Genomic DNA, 18205 nt, shown 5'->3' with positions numbered 1-18205 from the left:
GTTGTGGGTTTCGGGACGCCAAGTTATGTTGGTCTCGATTCGTATGTTCAGTACAATGGGCCCCCGGATGGTATGGCGGGATGGGGGATTGGCGTCCAAGCAGCCTTAGGCTTGGGGCTTGGACTTTCGTTCGGATCAAGTGGTGCTGTCGCCAGTGGTGAATTTGGTGTGGGCTTTGCCTTGTCTTATTCTCAAACCACTGTTACCAAGCTGCCACTTGGTACTCCTCAGCCGGATGAACCCTCTCTCCTAAGTGATAAAGTCGGTGCAGATACTGCTAAGGCTTCGCCTCTGGACAGTCCTAAGGCACCACCAAGTTCCAATATCGCCAGCGTAGAGGAACTTAACCCACTTCAAAATTCCCCATACTTTTCAGGTTCCGGCATACCATCATGGTCGTGGATGTCCGGGCAAACCTACTTAAATCCTCAGTTTGCTTATAGCGCTTCGGCGGTTCAGCAGAAACTTTTGGACGACCTTCCCGATTATACCGGATTCGCCACTCCAAAAGAGCAAATTAGCCCGGACGACTTCCCAAGTTCATCATTCGGAATTGGCAGTTTTTCCGGGATTGGCGCGCATGATGCTAGCGATGGATCTGGTTCTGGCTACTTCGGCGCACCTTCCGAAAATGAAAGCCCCTTTAGCGGGTATTCCTCCCCACATGTCGACCTAACTGCACCCGACGAGCTCGGAGGAGTTCCCTTCAATGGCAGTTATACCACGCCAGTTGCCGACTTTGGATATTTAGGCGGCGTGGCGACGCCGGACAACAGCTACAAGGTACCAAATTACTATAATAATATTGATCCCGCTTCCTACGATACAGCTGGCTACTTTCCCGAGATTCCCACGGCTCCGGCTTTACCCGCGCCACCCACACCCGTGCAGCCGCAATACGCCCCGCTGCCATATTACGGGCCGACACCGGAAGCACGCCCGAGCAACTTTTCCATTGCGGTAAGCCAATTCGGCCCTACCCTTGGCACATTTGCCGTTGGCGCTTTGCCCACCATGGCGGCGGCGGCAGTTGGATTTGTCTCGGGGGTATTTGGGCTTCTCGGCGCATTTGTGGACGCGTTTAGCGACGATAGCGATGACGAAGACGATGATGAGGATTCTGACGAACCCGTTCTGCTTGACTTGTCCGGGAAGGGATTGAGTGTCAGCACGCTTGCGACGTCATCGCAGTTCGTTAATGTGAACGGCGATGGTTATCAACATCGCATTGCCTGGGCGGGCAATGGGAGCGGTGTATTGGTGTTCGATGCTGATGGTGATGGCAAGATCAGCAACTCCAAGGAATTTGAGTTTACGCAGTGGGATCCGGCTGCGACGGGTGACCTCGACGCAATCAAGAATGTCTTCGACACGAATGGCAATGGCAAGCTCGATGCCGGCGATGCGCAATGGTCGAAGTTCAATGTCATGGTTAATGGCCAGCTCGTGTCGTTGGCCTCGCTTGGGATAACTTCGATCGATCTGACACCAAAGGGCAGTGGCCAGACTTTCAGCGACGGATCAGCCATCACTGGGACGACGACCTATACGAAGTCCGACGGCTCGACTGGAACGGTGGGCGACGCCGTTCTAGCCAGCGACACCAGCGGTTACATCGTGAAGTCGACTATTGTAACCAATGCCGATCAGTCTAAGACAAACACGATCCAAGCCTATAATGCCGATGGTAGCTTGGCCTTCCAGGAGCTCGTGACCACAAGCGCGGATGGTAACAGCGTAACGACCAAATTCGACGACGATGGCAATGGCACCTACGATCGCTCGCAGACGGATGTGACGACTTTTGCTTCTGGCGTTCGCACACGCGTTGTGTCGGACTTTAATGCGGATAGTTCGCTTGTCGACCGCACGACAACCGTCACCAGTGCTGATCTTAGAACTGTCACAACGACACTTGACCAAGACGGCGATGGCGCCGTTGATCAGAGCCAGACTTTCGTGACGAATGCAGACGGCTCCTCCACGACGACAACCCAGGAGTTCAGCACTTCGGGAGCGCTTGTTCAGCAGAAGCTAGTTCAGTCGAGTGCCGATGGCCTGACGAAGACGACTAAGACCGACGCCAATGGTGACGGGACTTATGAGGCTGTTACTAGCGAAGTGACGGTCGTTGCAACAGATGGCTCTCGTACGAAGACGGTGCAGAACAGCAGCGCTAATGGCACCCTTCTTTCAAAGGAAACGACAACAACCAGCGCCGATGGTCGCACAAGGACCATTGCCAGCGATGTCGATGGCAATGGAACGCTGGATCAGCAGGAACTGACCCAGCGGACAGTCGCCGCCAATGGCGACATCACCACGGTAATCACGACCAGCAATGGCGATAACACTCTTCGTGGTAAGGTCACCACGGTAGCAGCGGCGAATGGGCTGTCGACCACGGTGTCCACAGATCTTACCGGCGACAGTGTGGCCGATCGTATCCATTCCGATGTTACGACGGTTGCTGCCGATGGCACACGCACTCAGACCGTGCAGGACACAAGTGCTAGCGGCGTGCTGCTATCGAAGAGTGTCACGGTCACGAGCGCCGACGGCAAGAGCAAGAACATTTCGGTCGACAGCAATGGCGATGGAGCCGCCAATACCACCACCGTCATCACAGTCTCGAGCGATGGAACGATCACCGAGACCGATAGCACACTCAATCCGAATGGATCGCTTGTCACTAAGGTGCTGACAACGACGAGTGCCGACGGTCTGTCGAAGACGATGAGCACTGATGCCAACGGAGACGGTGTATACGACGCTGTGACGACGGATGTGATCACAGCCGGCACCGGCGGTGCGCGCGTCGAAACGGCAACAACCAAGAGCGCGAACGCCACGATCATCGCCAAGACGGTGACGACGACGTCGGCCGACAGCTTGACTCAGACAACGCAGACGGACGTCAACGGCGACGGAACGTTCGATCAGACGGTTAACGACGTAATCGTCTTGAGTGCCGGCGTTCGCACCGAAACTGAGACAGCTAAAAGCAGCAACGGTACCCTATTGAATCAGACGGTGACCACGGTCAGCGCCGACCGCAAGACAACCTCGGTAACCAAGGACGTCGACGGTGACGGTCATGTCGACAGCACCTCAACCCAGATTATCGCGACCGACGGCAGCCAGACCACGACAACGACTATTACGAGTGCCGACGGCGCGCTTCATGGCAAGAACACGGTAACCGTCAGCGCCGATGGCCTGACCACCACTACGGTCAAGGACGCGAATGGCGACGGCACGATTGATTTAACCACAGTTGATCAGACGGTCATCAACACCGATGGCAGCCGCACCGAAACAGTGTCCGACAAGAGCAACACCGGGGTCTTGCTCGACAAGGTAACGACGATAACCTCCGGAAACGGCCTGACGATAACGGGCCAAAAGGATGTCAACGGCGACGGCGTCATCGACGCCAAAACCGTTGCTGCGACCGCGCTCAACAGCGATGGATCGAAGACAACCACGACTTCGGATTATGCTGGCACCTCGTTGATTGACCAGACGAAGGTAACGACCGGCGCCAATGGTCTGGTGACGAAGACCGACTATGACTACGACGGCAACGCCGCGGTTGATCGCACCGAAACCGTCACCAAGACCTTGAATGCCGACGGCTCGACCACGCTGGTCGATGCCACTACCACGGTGAGCGGCACGCTTCTGTCGAAGACGATCAACACGGCGACCTCCGATGGCAAAACCGTTACAAGCCAGGTCGATCTCGATGGCGACGGCAAGATCGATGTGAAGACTACGGCCGTTATCGATGTCACCGGCCTGACGACCAAGACTGTCGAGGCCTACAAGGCCGGCACGGCGACGCTCGCCAGCCGTGCGATCACGGCGACCTCCGCCAACGGCCTGTCGGTCACGACCAAATCTGATCTGGACGGCGATGGTACCTTCGAGCAACTCCTCAGTGATATCACGACGGTGAACGCCGACGGCTCCCGCACGGAGGCCTTCGCGCGGTCGACGAATACGGTGCCGGTTGAACTGACAAGCGTCACGACATCCGCCAGCGGGTTGAGCAAGACGACGGTGGTTTCGGATGATGTAGCCGGCATCACGGCGCGCAACGAGATGTATCGTCTCTATCATGCGGTTTTGGGTCGTGATCCGGACGCTGGTGGCATATCCGATCTCGCCATGGCGTTTAACGCGGGCACTACAGCGGTTCAGATTGCTGGTGTATTGCTCAATTCCGCCGAGTACGCGCAAAGAATTGGCACACCCGACAATACGCAGTTCGTGACAATGCTCTATCAAAATGCATTGGGACGGGCGCCGGAGGCAGCAGGTCTCAATGGCTGGGTTGCCACGCTCAATGCTGGAACCGCGCGCGGGTCCGTTGCCCAGCAAATTGCCGATTCTGCCGAAGGACAAGCGCATATGGCGGCTGGCGCCCAGGCTTGGGCACTCAACAATCCGGCTGTCGTGCTCTCCCCCGTCCGGACCACCACGGATGTCACAACGCTCAACGCCGACGGATCGACGACCGAGGTGGTCACCAATACCGGGCTTGTTGCGAACAAGACAACTACCACGACAAGCGCCGACGGCAAGACGGTTACGGTCACCTATGACATCGATGGCAATGGCGTCGTGGATCAGAAGTCCGTGACCACGAAGAACGCCGATGGCAGCGTCATGCAGACGCTGTCTGATCTGACCTCGGCGGGCGCTACCGCGCATACCAAAACAATCATCACCAGCGCCGATGGTCTTACGCAGACGGTCAGCTACGACGCGGATGGCAACGGCGTTGCCAACAAGAGCGTAACCGATGTCACGACGCTGAATGCCAACGGCAGCAAGACGACGACGGAAAAGACCTACACGGTTAACAGCAGTGGTACCTTGGTCCTGAGCGCCGTCACGCAGACCGATACGTCAGCCGACGCGCTGACCGTCACTACGAAGTGGGACCAGACCGGTTCCGGGACCTTCACCAAAAGCCGGACCGATGTGACGGTTCTCAATGCCGACGGATCACGCACCGAGACCGTCAGCTATTTTACAGGCACGGCGCTCACCGGCCGCTATCTGACCACGACCAGCGCCAACGGTCTGTCGGTCACGACGCAATCGGATCTGACGGGCGCGGGCACCTATGGCCAGACCTCAACCGATGTCACGGCAATCAACGCCGACGGCACCAAGATGCGCACCGTGTCCAGCACCAAGGCCGACGGTTCGCTGCTCTCCAAGTTCGTCACTACCACGAACGCCAATGGGGAGATCGTATCCACCAACGAGCAACGCACGGGATTGGCGACACAGACCGTCAGCGATACGATGGAGGTGCTTGCCGATGGCGCAACCCGCGAGACGGTCGCGACCACCGACGCCTCAGGTAAGCTGCTCGATAAGACGATTACACTGACCAGCGCCGACAAACACACTGTGACGATCGACCGCGATGCCAATGGCGATGGTGTTATCGATCAGCATCAGCAGTCGGTGACGGCCGACACGGGTGTCGTTATCTTGAGCGTGACGGACTACAAGGCCGCTGGAGTCAAGGCGGATGGTTCGGTCAGCACGACAACGGCGAATGGCCTGCAGACCACGATTAACTGGGATCTCGATGGCAACGGCACGAATGATCGCCAGAGGGTAGCAATAGACACGAACAATGCCGACGGTAGCAAAACGACTGTCATCTCCGACACGAATCTGATGACCGGCAAGCTGGCGACGAAGACGACGATCCAGCAATCGTCTGACGGTATGGTGCGCACGACCTCCAAGGATGTCGACGGCGACGGTACGGTCGACCAGGTGGAAACACTGACAGCCGACACGACAGGCGCCACCGTCTCGATTGCGACGAACAACGCCACGGCGCAGAAAGCGGACTATCTTCTGGCTGGCAAGGTCTACTGGAAACAGGCAATTGCTGCCAAGGTGGAAACCGACGGTTCCGCAGATGGCCATACGAAGACGGTCAAATATGACTATGACGGCAATGGGACTTATGAGGTCGTCATGCAGTCACAGCTTCAGGTCGATGGCTCCACGGTCGCTACAGTAACCGAGACCAATACCAGCGGTGCCGTTGTCGCCAAGGGCACGATCACGACCACCGCGGACGGCCTGATCACCGTGCTCAGCAAGGATTCCAACAACGACGGCGTCATCGATCACACGGAAACGTCGGTTACCCACAATGACGGGTCGATCACCCTGACCAAGGTCGACCTTAATGCAAGCGGTGCGGTCACCCAGACCGCCGTTGATACTGTTTCGGCTGTAGGCGGCTTGACACTGCGTGTGATCAACGATGGCCCAGTCAACGCGCAGCCTTGGGCACGGATAGAGCAATCCTTCAATGCCGCCGGGCAATTGACAACACAGGAACAATATAATGACGACGGGTCGCGCGACGAGGCCGTATTTGACACAACCAATTCACAGCCATGGTCGCAGGTGACGCATCACTTCGATGCAGTCGGCCGACTGACCCACGAGGTCGACTACATGGATGACGGAACCAGCGGCGTCAACGACTGGGACGTCGCAAACACTCAAGGGTGGTCGCGCTACGTTCAGATATTCAACGGAGCCGGCCAGCGTACCGAGGCCGAACAGGACAACGATGACGGCACCAAATCGATCAGCTGGTTTTACACTCCGACGGCCGCGCAGCAGCACATCGACTACTACAATGCGGCGGGGCAGCGCACAAATACAATCGATTTCGACGTAACCAACTCGCAATCGTGGAGCCGGATTGATAACAATATTGACGCACCAAGCGGTCAGGTCGGCTCCCAAACGATCTACTGGGACAATGGTACCCGAGCCGTGAATTTTTGGGATTTGGCAAACACGCAAGGGTGGTCAACGATCAATCAGGCGTTCAACACTGCCGGACAGATGACCAACCAGAACGTCAACAACGATGACGGAAGCAAGGTCCTATACGCGTATGACGTGGCCAACTCGCAAGGCTGGTCCTATATCGCGGATGTTTATGTACCGAGCGGTCAGTTGATCGCCGACAACGTCTATAGCGATACGCCAGGTTCAATTACGGCGACGAATTACGACGTATACGGCAATCAACCCTGGACGCGGTTGGTTCAAAACATCATCAACAACGTTGAGCGCACTGCTACGACCTACAACGACGATGGCAGCTACACGAACTACCAATACAACGCCTCGCACGTGCTGACCGGGTGGCAGCGCTATGCCTATGTGAGCGGCGGCGGCGGTGGCGGTAGCACTGGTTGGAAAATGGTCGATCAATGGCCGACCCCAACCTCCAGCCACAACCCGGTTCTTTTGGATCTCGACGGCGACGGTCACGTCGATCTACGGCCGCTCGATATTAACGCGCTTGCCACGGGTTCCTCCGTCACCTTCGACTGGAACGCCGACGGCGCACGCGATGGAACAGCGTGGGTCGGGCCGCAGGACGGGTTCCTGGCGATCGATCTCGGGGAAGACGGTCAGGCTGGCCCGGATGGCGTGATCGACCAGGCGAAGGAACTCTCTTTCTCGATGTGGGCAAGCGACGATCAGGTTGCGGCCAACGGTGGATCGGTGTCGGACCTCGACGGCCTTCGTCTCGTGTTTGACAGCAACCACGACAACGTTCTCGATGCCAACGACGATCGCTGGAGTGAGTTCCGCGTCTGGCGGGATGCCAACCAGAATGGTGTTGCCGATGACGGCGAGCTGCTGACCATGTCGGATGCCGGGATCAAGCTGATCAATCTTCTGCCGACCACCGACGGAAGCCAGTCGTTCTCCGACGGATCGGCGATCACCGGCACGAGCTCGTATCAGACCACTGATGGCACGTCTCGCTATCTCGTCGGCGATGCGACACTCGCCTACCAGGCGGCAATTTCACAGCAGAACGCCGCCTGAGGATACACCATCCGTTGTCGAGATGCCGAGCCTTCAACAGCTCGGCATCTTCTCCTGTATTGCGTGAGCTCTCTTCATAATGGACGACACCACCCTCGCTGAGCCTGAGCAGGCTCCGGCAGATGCAGCACAGCCCCCGGACAGCGGCCTTGCGGCGATTACGGCGATCGCTGGCTATTATCGCATTGCTTCCAATCCCAATATCCTGGCACGCGATCTGGCTCTTTCGTCCGCGGCTGGGCGGAGCGATCTCCTGCGCGCCGCTAAACTGGTCGGTCTGAAGGCAAAGCATGTCGAGATCCACACCGACGCACGCCTCGGGACACTGCCGACGCCCGCCATCGTCTGTCTGACCGACGGCCGCTTTGGTGTCTTCGGTGGAGCGACGCCCGACGGGTCCTATCGGATCATCGATCCCGTCGACTTTTCCAGCCGCAATCTCGGATCACACGAGGTGTTGGCGGAGACGGCTGGCCATTTCATCCTGCTGCAGCGGCGCTTGGGAGGGCCAGGATCTGCGCGCGGCAATTTTGGATTCCGCTGGTTTCTGCCGTCGATCTGGCGCTATCGCCATGCCTTCGGCCATGTCCTGCTGGCCTCACTGATCGGGCAGATCTTCGCGCTGGTGACGCCACTGTTCTTTCAAGTGGTGGTCGACAAGGTCCTTGCCCATCGCAGCTATTCGACTTTGATCGTGCTGGTCGTCGGCTTGGCCACGGTTGGATTGTCCGACGTCGTCCTGCAATATCTTCGAACCTATGCACTGTCGCATACGACCAACCGCATCGATGTCGAACTCGGCCGCCGCTTGTTCCGGCATCTGTTGAACCTGCCGCTCTCCTATTTCGAGACGCGGGCGACCGGCCAGACGATCGCGCGTGTCCGTGAGCTGGAAACGATCCGCAACTTCCTGACCGGGCAGGGGCTGTTCTCCGGCCTCGACCTGATCTTCACCGTCGTCTTCATCTTCGTCCTGTTTTCCTACTCGTCCAAGCTTGCCTGGATTGTCATTGCCTCGATCCCCTTCTACCTGGCGATCGGCTTCCTGGTGCGGCCATTCCTGAAGGAGAAGATCGACGAGAAGTTTGAGCGCGGCGCCTACAGCCAGCAGCTTCTCGTCGAGACAGTCGTCGGCGTGCAGACCTTGAAGGCAGCCGCCGTCGAGCCGGTGGTTTCGGCACAATGGGAGGAGCGGCTCGCCGGATACGTCCAGTCGTCGTTCGGAACAACGATGCTGGCCGCCAAAGGCCAGAACGCCATCCAATACGTCAACAAGATCACCTCGGCGGCACTCTTGTTGTTCGGCGCCCAGGCGGTCATCAATGGCGAGCTGACGGTCGGCGGATTGGTGGCCTTCAACATGATCGCCGGACAGGTCTCGCAGCCGATTCTGCGCCTGTCGCAGCTCTGGCAGGATTTCCAGCAGGTGCAGGTCTCGGTGGCAAGACTCGCTGACATCCTCAACGCACCGCCGGAGCCGCGTCCGGAAGTCTCCGTCAGCCTGCCGAAGCCAAGAGGGGCAATCGCCTTCAAGGGCGTGAACTTCCGTTATTCCGCCGACGGCCAGGATGTTCTGAAAGACATCACCTTTGCGGTGCGGCCGGGGGAGGTAATCGGCATCGTCGGCCCGTCTGGATCCGGCAAGTCGACGCTCACCAAGCTTGTCCAGCGCTTCTATATCCCCAATCGCGGTCAGGTCTTCGTCGACGGCCAGGACATCGCCCAGGTTGATCCTGCCTGGCTGCGCTCGAATATCGGTGTCGTTTTGCAGGAAAACATGCTGTTCAATCGGACGATCCACGACAACATCTGTCTGGTGAATCCTTCGATGTCGCGGGCAGCGGCGATGCAGATGGCGCGGCTATCGGGTGCTGACGAGTTCATCGCCAAGCTGCCGAAGGGCTACGACACCTTGATCGAGGAACGCGGCGCCAATCTGTCCGGAGGCCAGCGGCAGCGGCTGGCGATCGCGCGGGCGCTGGCGACCAATCCTCCCATCCTCATCCTCGATGAGGCGACCAGCGCACTCGATTATGAAAGCGAACGGATCATCCTTGCCAATATGCGCGAGATCGTCAAAGGCAGGACGGTGATCATCATCGCCCATCGCCTGGCGACCGTCCGGCATTGCGACCGCATCATCGGCATGAAGGATGGCCGTATTGTCGAGGAGGGTAATCACGATAGCCTGCTGAATCGGCCGAATGGTCTCTACGCCCATCTCTGGCAATTGCAGACGGGGCTCAACCAGGTATGAACCGGGTCATCAAGCCCCCTAAGCGCCCGAGAAGGCCACGCCGCACCAGGATCGAAAACGAGTTCCTGCCGGCGGCGCTGGAGATTCTGGAGACGCCGGCCTCTCCGATCCGCACGGCCTTCATCTGGTTCGTCGCCGCGGTGGTCAGCAGCACCTTGCTTTGGAGTTACATCGGCACCTTTGACATCGTCTCGACGGCGCAAGGGAAACTGCAGCCGACGGGCCGCGTCAAGGTCATCCAGTCGTTGGAAGTCGGCAAGACACGGTCCATCCCTGTGGTCAACGGCTCGAAGGTGAAAGCGGGCGACGTCGTCGTGTACCTCGACGACACCGAGCTGAAATCCGACGAAGAGGCGATATCGGTCAATCTGCAGGCCTATCGCGGCGAAATGGTCCGCCGCACGGCAGTGCTGGCAACCGTCGAGCACTGGCAAGAGCAGGGCATCTGGACGAGCGAGAAGCAGATCCCCGATGCGCCGCTCGCCTTCGCGTCCGATGCGCCCGCAAGCATCAGCGAGCGGGAGCAATCGATCTTCAGGGCCGACCTTTCGCAGCTTGCCGCAAATCTGATCAACATTGGCGCGCAGCGCGCGCAAGCCCAGGCAACCGTCGCCAGGCTCAGACAGACGATCGTCGCGCAGCAGACATTGGTCGACACGCTCAACGAGCGCGTCGCCATCCGCGCGTCGTTGGTGGATCAGGAAGCGGGCTCTAAAGCCGGCCTGATCGACGCCAAGGAGGTCAGCCAGAAGGAAGAGGCGACGCTTGCTGAGGAGACCGGCCAGCTTGAAGAGGCCAAGGCATCCCTGGCTGTCACGACCAGCGATGCTCAAAAGACCTTGCACAGCTTCATTGCCGACAATGTCGAGAAGGCCGGCGCGGCGTCACGACAGGCCGATGAACTCGAGCGGCAGCTCATTAAGGCACGCAAGCGGCGCGAATCCATGACAATCACCACACCGATCGATGGCACCATCCAATCGTCCTCGATAAACACGGTTGGTCAGGTGGTGACGACTGGCGTCGATCTCATGCGCATCGTGCCTGACACGTCGACGCTCGAGGTCGAGGCCTATATCCCGAACAGCGACATCGGCTTCGTCTCGGTCCAACAGGAGGCTGTCGTCAAGATCGAAGCCTTCCCGTTCACCCGCTACGGCGTGATCCGCGGTCATGTCACGGCGGTCGCAAGAGATGCTATCCCCGAACCCGATGCCAATCAGCTCGAGGGCGACCCCGCCAAGCAGTTGCAGGCGACCGTGCCGACCACGAATGTGCAGCGCGTGCAGAACCTCGTCTTTCCGGTGACCGTCCGGCTTGACGCAAGCACCATGAGCGTCGAAGGCGATCTCGTGCCGCTCTCACCCGGCATGGCAGCAATGGCCGAGATCAAGACCGGCAAGCGCCGCATACTCGAATATCTGTTCTCGCCCATTGTCGAGGTCACCTCGCAGGCGATGCAGGAGCGATAGAACGCTTTTGAGGAGGTATATCACCGACCATACATAACCAGGACACAATCTCGCTTGAGAGCTTCTCTGCGGACCCACAAGTGCGGCGAAAAATGGAGTTTGCCTACGATAAGGGTAGGCTCCTGTGGCTTGTTTTTTTGGCGCAGGTCATCGCCGTCGCTATTGCCGGTGGTCCCCTTCTACCCGATAGGCCTGGGCATCCGCACCTCAGTGCTATTTTCTGTTGGCCACTTGCAGCGCTTATCAGCCTTCTAGGGCTCGTCCTGCTCGTCAAGGCTGCTCGGGGCAAACCAGGTCTCATCGCATCGCCGGACGGGATCTACATCGAAACCCATTCCGACGAAACGATCCCGTGGCGATCCGTTCGTGACATCCGCAGATATCAACGCAAACGTGCCGATCAACTCTATGTCGATCTGGATCCGATTGCGGCACGAACCTTGACGAGGCGCGGGCTTATGCGCTGGCTGCCCAGAGCTTTACAAGGGCGAGCTACCCCGGCTGTCGTTTCTTTGAAGCTGCTTCGAGCTGATCCGAATTGGGTATACGCTCAATGCCTTGAATTTCTTGCCAAAAATCGCGAACAGCAGGCGCTGACGGGTGGAGGTGTAACTTCCCCGCCGGAAGACCATGCGGCGCCGGTCTTTGACCTGAAAGGACGCCCGTTCTTCACCTACGCCCTTATCGGCGTTCTGGTCGGCATCTACGTTGCTGAGCTAAAGTTCGGCGTTGTGCCGGAAAAACAATATGCGCCAAGCACCCAAACACTGTTGGTCCTCGGCGGGACGTTTCGTCAACGGGTTCTACAATATGATGAGTGGTGGCGGTTGGTGACGGCTTCCTTGTTGCACGGCAACATCCTCCATCTCGCATTCAATTGCTTTGCCTTGTGGCGCGCCGGAATCTTGCTTGAGCGATTGATCGGCTGGCGCTGGTTTGCCGCGCTCTTTTGCCTGAGCGCAATCGGAGGGTCTACGGCATCGCTTCTGATGAACCCTGCAAACATGGTCGGTGTCGGAGCATCCGGCGGCATCATCGGCTTGTTTGCTGCCGTGATCGTCGCAAGCTTCCATTTTCCGGCGGGTCCGCTTCCAGAAATTTTGCGGATGGGCGCTGTACAGATCCTCGTACCCTCCATTCTTCCCCTTGTCGGCCAGACTGCTGATGGCATGCATATCGATTATGCGGCCCATCTTGGCGGAGCACTCGCCGGGGGCATTGTTTCGCTCGGGCTGCTCAAGGTTTGGCCAACCAACCAACCTCATCCACGCTTCAGTGTCGTGGCACTCATCAGCAGCGTTGCATTTGCAACGATTGCTGTTGGGTCGATCTGGCCTGTCAGTCAGCTGCGTGCTGGATACCTTGGGGACCCTTTCGTGCAATATTTTCAGGGGCAGTATCAACGGGCAGCAGACGATTTCGTAGCAAGGATTAAACTGAACCCGGACGCTACGCCATATTACCATCTCTGGCGCTTCCTTGCGCAAACACGGGGTAATGACAGCCAAGCAGCATCGGATCTCCGCATGGCGGCCGGCAAGCTGGATCAAAGCAAGTGGCCCTATCCGGTCTATAAGCTTTTCCTTGGAGAATTGACGCCGGAAGAAGTCACCGCAAAGGCCACAAACAACGACAGTCTTTGTGAAGCTATATTCTACGTTGGCGAATGGCACCTGCTGCGTGGGGAGAGTGCCGAGGCTATTCCAAAGTTCAACGCGGCCCTGCTCTCATGTCCGAAAACATTCATGGAGTATGAGGGTGCGCAAGGTGAACTACTGCAACTTAGCCGACATTGAGAGCATGTGCGGATTTAATGACGGGGTTCTTTGATCTCGACAGCAGCATCAACGAACTTATCGAACTCCACTGCGTCGAAAGGGTAATATTGATAGTTGCCCGGCGCGCGGGCGGCTAGCACCATAGACGCCACCGCTGTCGCGTTTAATGCGTAAGGACAAGAGGCAACTGCCAGGTTTGAGATGCTGTTTTCATTTTATGCAACCAGTGGTACACAAGTCTAGTGGGAAGCAGAATCTGGACTTCGTGGACTGATGAATGAGTCAATAAAAGCAAAGGCGATACGCTGGTTTGCCAGAACCGCTGTGATTCTGCTGCTAGTTTGGATTTTATTTTCAATCCTATCCCTCCTCGCTACAGGGTTGGCTATGGGTTTGTGCCATCGGCGGATTGGGTTTCTGCCACGAGTTCGTTTCGGATTTCCGCTGGTCTCGCCTCAGCGGTGCTGTTGCTCTGGTCTGTTCTAAGGGGTCTGGACAACATCCAAGGCGAACTCAAAAAGATCGGTGCGGTTTTGATTTCGCCTTTCATGGGTTACTTCGTCGGGAGCACTCCCGTCGTCATCGGTGTTCCGATGATCGTCACCGCATTCGCAGGTCATCACGTCGAGCTGACCTACCACATTGAGCAAGCTGATGGGGGAAGCCGCAGAGGATGCAGTTCGCCGGTGGACCTGCAGGGCCTACCTTTCATGTTCAAAAGCCTTTGCGGTGTCTCCAATGATCTCAGGAAGGCCTTGAAACCTGGCATGAAGATTATCGCAGAAGGCCGAGGCTCCGGCTTAGGCCTCTATGCCAGCAATTTTCATCGGATTGACCAATAAACCAGTCCGATCTCCGGATCTTGGATTGGAGCTCTCCCAGGTGCAAGTTATCTCCCCAGGTTCAGCCGACGCGCATTTCGGAGATCGAATACCGAGCCTGGACGGATGACAGCGTCACGCCTCGACTTCGATAGCTGCAGGACAATGCGATGTCTATCAACTGACAGAACCTAAGATCGATGATCAAGCTACCTCAGCTTAATCCGTCGGATTTCCTCGCATGAGTTTGGATATCCGCCATAATCAAGCGCCCGCTTTTGAGAAGCAAGTAGAACTGGTTTTCTCAGGTCATGGATGTGGGAGAGGAAAACCGTGCCGCTCCGACAGCGCGGCAAGGATCTTTTCTTTCTCCGAGATGAAGACGCGTCCGTCGTAGGTTCCTGTTTGATGGAGCGAGTTCGCTCCTTGCGCCAGCACCAACAAGGGTAAGGACTGGTTCTGCTCTCCAATAAGCGCGATGACGCTTTGTCTCGGCCTTGGCCATTCGATACGCTCGACATCAAGCTGCGGTGCCAAATCTGGAAACGATGCGAGAACCCCCTCTAAGAGGGCACAGTGCCAGCAATAAAATTGCTGGCCCGGATAAGCCGGATCCTCAAAGCCGGGGCGTAGTAAGAACAGCTTGTCACAGTTGGTCATTTCGTGTTCCTTCCAATATGAGTGCTTCGTAGAGCGCACCCTTGCAATTTTCTGTGCGCGGTGGCTTCTCGAATGTTCAGCCATTATCCGCGAACCCGCATAATAGTCTGTCGGCTGGTCGCGAATTTCTAGGCGATCGCTGAAACACTTATTCCCGTCGCCAGATCGTCGCGCACATCCTGCTTTTGTTTGTTGCTGAGTGTCGAGGGGCGGCCGAGGACTTCCCTTCCGACTTGGCTCAGTCGGCTCGAAGCTGCGAATTTTGCGACTCTAAGAACGGATCACGGGCGCGGCGTTGCTCGCACCAGCAGCGATCCGCTTTCGGATTTCGTCATCATCGACATTCTTCTCCCGGCCCTTGTAGACGTCACTTTCGTCCGTCACCCTGGGCGTACCCAAATGTTAGTAACGGATATAGTCTCCCGTAACGGACCCTGTGGGGAGATCAGCCATGGTCGCTGGTTACCGCAGTCAATGGATGTCCCGCCGTCAACACATGCAGTCGCACATAGAGCGCCTCCATGCAATTTGTGATATGCAGAATTTTGTCGCGCTGCTGTTCCAGGGCGGTATTAGTCGTAGTCTCGATAGAGGCGTGCAACAAGCAATTCGAGTTAGCGGATGTTCGTTCGTGAACACGGGGTGGGGCGTCTTGGTCATCTCAGATGCATCTTTAATTTCAACAATTGATAGGTCATCCCGACCGCATGCCGCAGGGAGCGATGCTCATTCGGCGTAGGCGTTGTCTTCGGACCCGTCGAACATGTGGTCGAGATTGAGGAAGCAGACCATGCCGTGTTCGAGGGGGATGATTCCCTGCACGAAAGCGGGATCAAATGCGGCGCCGAAATCCGGCACGGGCTGGATGCGGTCTGCACTGATCGACAGGATATCCGAGACCTGATCAACCACCAGGCCGATGACGCCTTGCCCCACTTCGACAACGACAATGGCGCTACGGCTGGTGTCGACAGCGCTTGGGATGCCGAGCTTTGCCGCAAGGTCGATGACCGGGATAACGGAACCGCGTAGGTTCATGACCCCGAGGACATGTGGCGGCGCGTGGGGCAGCGGCGTTGCCGCCGCCCAGCCCCGGATTTCCCGGATCGAGGTGGTCCTGATACAGAACTGCCGGTCACCCAGATGAAAGGCGATGATCTCCAGCGTCGCAGTTGAAGGATGATTGCCCTGATGGTCCGCATCAGACATCAGAATTCCTCCCACTGCTCTGCGACCGCTGTGGAAGTTGCGCGACCACCAAAGGCGCTCGCAAGTTTCTGGCCGAATGTGCGGGCCGGTGAAGCGACTGGCTTGCTGTTGGAGGTAGCCGCACGCACGACCTGACGCGGCACGGAAGCTGCCCCATCCAATTTGAACCGGGCGACGAGGTCACGCAACTTAGCCGCCTCCTGCGCCATCTGGCTGGTGCTCGCGGTGGATTCCTCCACCATCGCGGCGTTCTGCTGAGTTACTTGGTCCATCTGATTGATGGCGGTGTTGACTTCGGACAGCCCGGTCGATTGCTCTCTCGCAGCGGTCGCGATCGAGTTGACATGTTCATTGATTCTCACGACATGCCCCTGAATCAACGTCAGCGCCTCTCCGGTCGCCGTGACGAGTTTGACACCCGAGTTGACTTCCTCGCTGGAACGATTGATGAGCCCCTTAATGTCCTTCGCCGCGTTGGCTGAGCGCTGCGCCAGTTCGCGCACTTCCTGGGCGACGACCGCAAAACCCTTGCCGGCCTCACCGGCCCGGGCAGCTTCGACCCCGGCGTTAAGAGCCAGAAGATTCGTTTGGAAGGCGATCTCATCGATGACATTGATGATCTGGCCAATCTCGCCCGAAGCCTGTTCGATCCGCCCCATCGCTGCAACTGCGTCCCTGACGACGGCACTCGACTGTTCGGTGCTGCGGCGCGCCTCGTCGACCATGTGACTTGCTTCCAGAGCCCGTTCCGTCGAGCTCTTCACCGCAACTGTGATCTCTTCCAGAGCTGAGGAAGTCTCCTCCAGCGAAGCGGCCTGTTGCTCAGTACGCTTCGACAGCTCGGCTGCCCCATGGCTGATCTCGCGCGAACTGCCATCCATCGTCGATGTCGAATGAGAGATCGCAGCAAGGGTCTCGCCCAATTCCCGCACGGAGGCGTTGAAATCAAGCCGCAGCGGCTCGAAATCAGGAGTAAGCGTCTCGGTGAGTTGGAATGCCAAGTCGCCTGAGGCCAAGCGTTTCAAACCACCGGCAAGACTGGAAGTCGCCTTGCGGACCTCGGCGGCTTCATTCTCCGCCTTTTGCAGTCTCGCGGCGCCGTCCGCTTCCGCTATACGGCGGCGTTGTTCCGCCTCAAGCTCGAGCTGAGTATTCGAAATTGCCGTTTGCCGGAATACTTCAACGGCTTGCGCCATGCCACCAATCTCGTCCTGGCGATGGCGATCGGGCACGTCGTGGCTCGTGTTGCCGCCGCTCAGGAAATTCATATAGGCGGTCATCCGGCTCAGCGGTTTGATCACTCGGCGCGAGGTCAGCACCATAGCGAAAACTGCGACGCAACCGGCAATGCCGAGCGCACCGTAGGTTAGGGTCAAACTTGCAGCGATTGTGGCGCCTGTCGTGTCCAGGTTCGCCTTATTATCAACCACGTTCTTGTCGACGTCTTGCTGAATCGCGTCGCCCGCCTTGTCATAAGCTACCTTGCCGTCGCTAAGAAGCAAAGCAGTGGCTTCTGCGCTCTTGCCGCTATCCTCTAGCCCCTTTGCGCGCTGCCAGATTTGCTGGTACACAGCGTTGGCAGTGACAAATTGTTGATAAATCGCCCTCTCGCTATCGCTTGTAACAGCCGGCTCATAAGCTTTCTGATCTTTAGTGATTTCTGACTCTGTTTCCCTGATATCGGCAAGGATCACCTGTTGCTTTTCGGCATCGGCCAGCAAATAGGCTTGGTGCTCGACGCGCAGGTCGCCGTAATCGGCATTCAATTGACCAAGCGCAAGTACGGAAGGGACTGTGTCGTCAGCGATTGAACGGCTTGCCTCACCGATCACAGCGAGACTGCGTGCGGAGATCAGACCCTGTCCGATGGAGACGGCTGCAATACCGCCAAAAAGGGCAAAGAGCGTCAATTTAATTGTAAGTCGCATTTGTGGATGCCTTTTTGAAATTGTAAAGTAATAGAAATGCTCGCTGAACGTGCCAGACGGAAATCCGCCGGAGATGGTTAAGGGGCCCTTAAGATTTACTTTGTTGTTTTGGGACTTGTGGATTTGGTACGTTCTTCGGATATACCAACACAATTTGGATATTTGCTCAGCT

Annotated in this window: 8 protein-coding genes and 1 pseudogene; 5 read left to right on the top strand and 4 right to left on the bottom strand. The window is 57.5% G+C overall.

Annotated features, from left to right (window positions below; all coding sequences use genetic code 11):
- The first annotated feature begins 756 nt into the window (after positions 1–756).
- The 5 genes from QA648_RS28285 to QA648_RS28265 all read left to right on the top strand — a co-directional run bounded on the left by QA648_RS28285 (position 757) and on the right by QA648_RS28265 (position 14257).
- The gene (locus tag QA648_RS28285) at positions 757–7908 is read left to right on the top strand and encodes a DUF4214 domain-containing protein (protein ID WP_283052168.1); all 7152 of its coding nucleotides are present in this window, start codon (positions 757–759) and stop codon (positions 7906–7908) included.
- 79 nt (positions 7909–7987) lie between these two features.
- A complete protein-coding gene (locus tag QA648_RS28280) occupies positions 7988–10165 on the top strand; it encodes a type I secretion system permease/ATPase (protein WP_283052166.1) in 2178 nt (725 codons plus the stop codon).
- Entirely contained in the window at positions 10162–11637 is a 1476-nt protein-coding gene (locus QA648_RS28275; RefSeq protein ID WP_283052164.1) for an HlyD family type I secretion periplasmic adaptor subunit, read from the top strand. The genes QA648_RS28280 and QA648_RS28275 overlap by 4 nt, the downstream gene beginning before the upstream one ends.
- A 92-nt stretch (positions 11638–11729) precedes the next feature.
- Entirely contained in the window at positions 11730–13433 is a 1704-nt protein-coding gene (locus QA648_RS28270; protein WP_283052163.1) for a rhomboid family intramembrane serine protease, read from the top strand.
- 323 nt (positions 13434–13756) lie between these two features.
- Complete coding sequence (locus QA648_RS28265; RefSeq protein ID WP_283052161.1) at positions 13757–14257, top strand: hypothetical protein; 501 nt, start codon at positions 13757–13759, stop codon at positions 14255–14257.
- Positions 14258–14545: 288 nt separating this feature from the next.
- On the opposite strand, the gene QA648_RS28260 is transcribed toward QA648_RS28265, so the two are convergent.
- The 4 genes and pseudogenes from QA648_RS28260 to QA648_RS28250 form a co-directional block, all read right to left on the bottom strand.
- Positions 14546–14896 carry a DUF3088 domain-containing protein gene (locus QA648_RS28260; RefSeq protein WP_283052159.1) on the bottom strand — a complete coding sequence of 117 codons (351 nt, stop codon included), beginning with the start codon at positions 14894–14896 and terminating at the stop codon, positions 14546–14548.
- Positions 14897–15187: 291 nt separating this feature from the next.
- Positions 15188–15262: pseudogene (locus QA648_RS37070) on the bottom strand (recombinase family protein); the annotation flags it as partial.
- A gap of 360 nt (positions 15263–15622) precedes the next feature.
- Complete coding sequence (locus QA648_RS28255) at positions 15623–16105, bottom strand: chemotaxis protein CheW (RefSeq protein ID WP_283052157.1); 483 nt, start codon at positions 16103–16105, stop codon at positions 15623–15625.
- Entirely contained in the window at positions 16105–18186 is a 2082-nt protein-coding gene (locus tag QA648_RS28250; protein WP_283052155.1) for a HAMP domain-containing methyl-accepting chemotaxis protein, read from the bottom strand. The genes QA648_RS28255 and QA648_RS28250 overlap by 1 nt, the downstream gene beginning before the upstream one ends.
- Between the last annotated feature and the right edge of the window lie 19 nt (positions 18187–18205).

Origin of the sequence: Rhizobium sp. CB3171 (genome assembly GCF_029714265.1) — a bacterium.
Lineage (GTDB): Bacteria > Pseudomonadota > Alphaproteobacteria > Rhizobiales > Rhizobiaceae > Rhizobium.
This window is presented reverse-complemented; position numbering and strand designations above follow the sequence as displayed.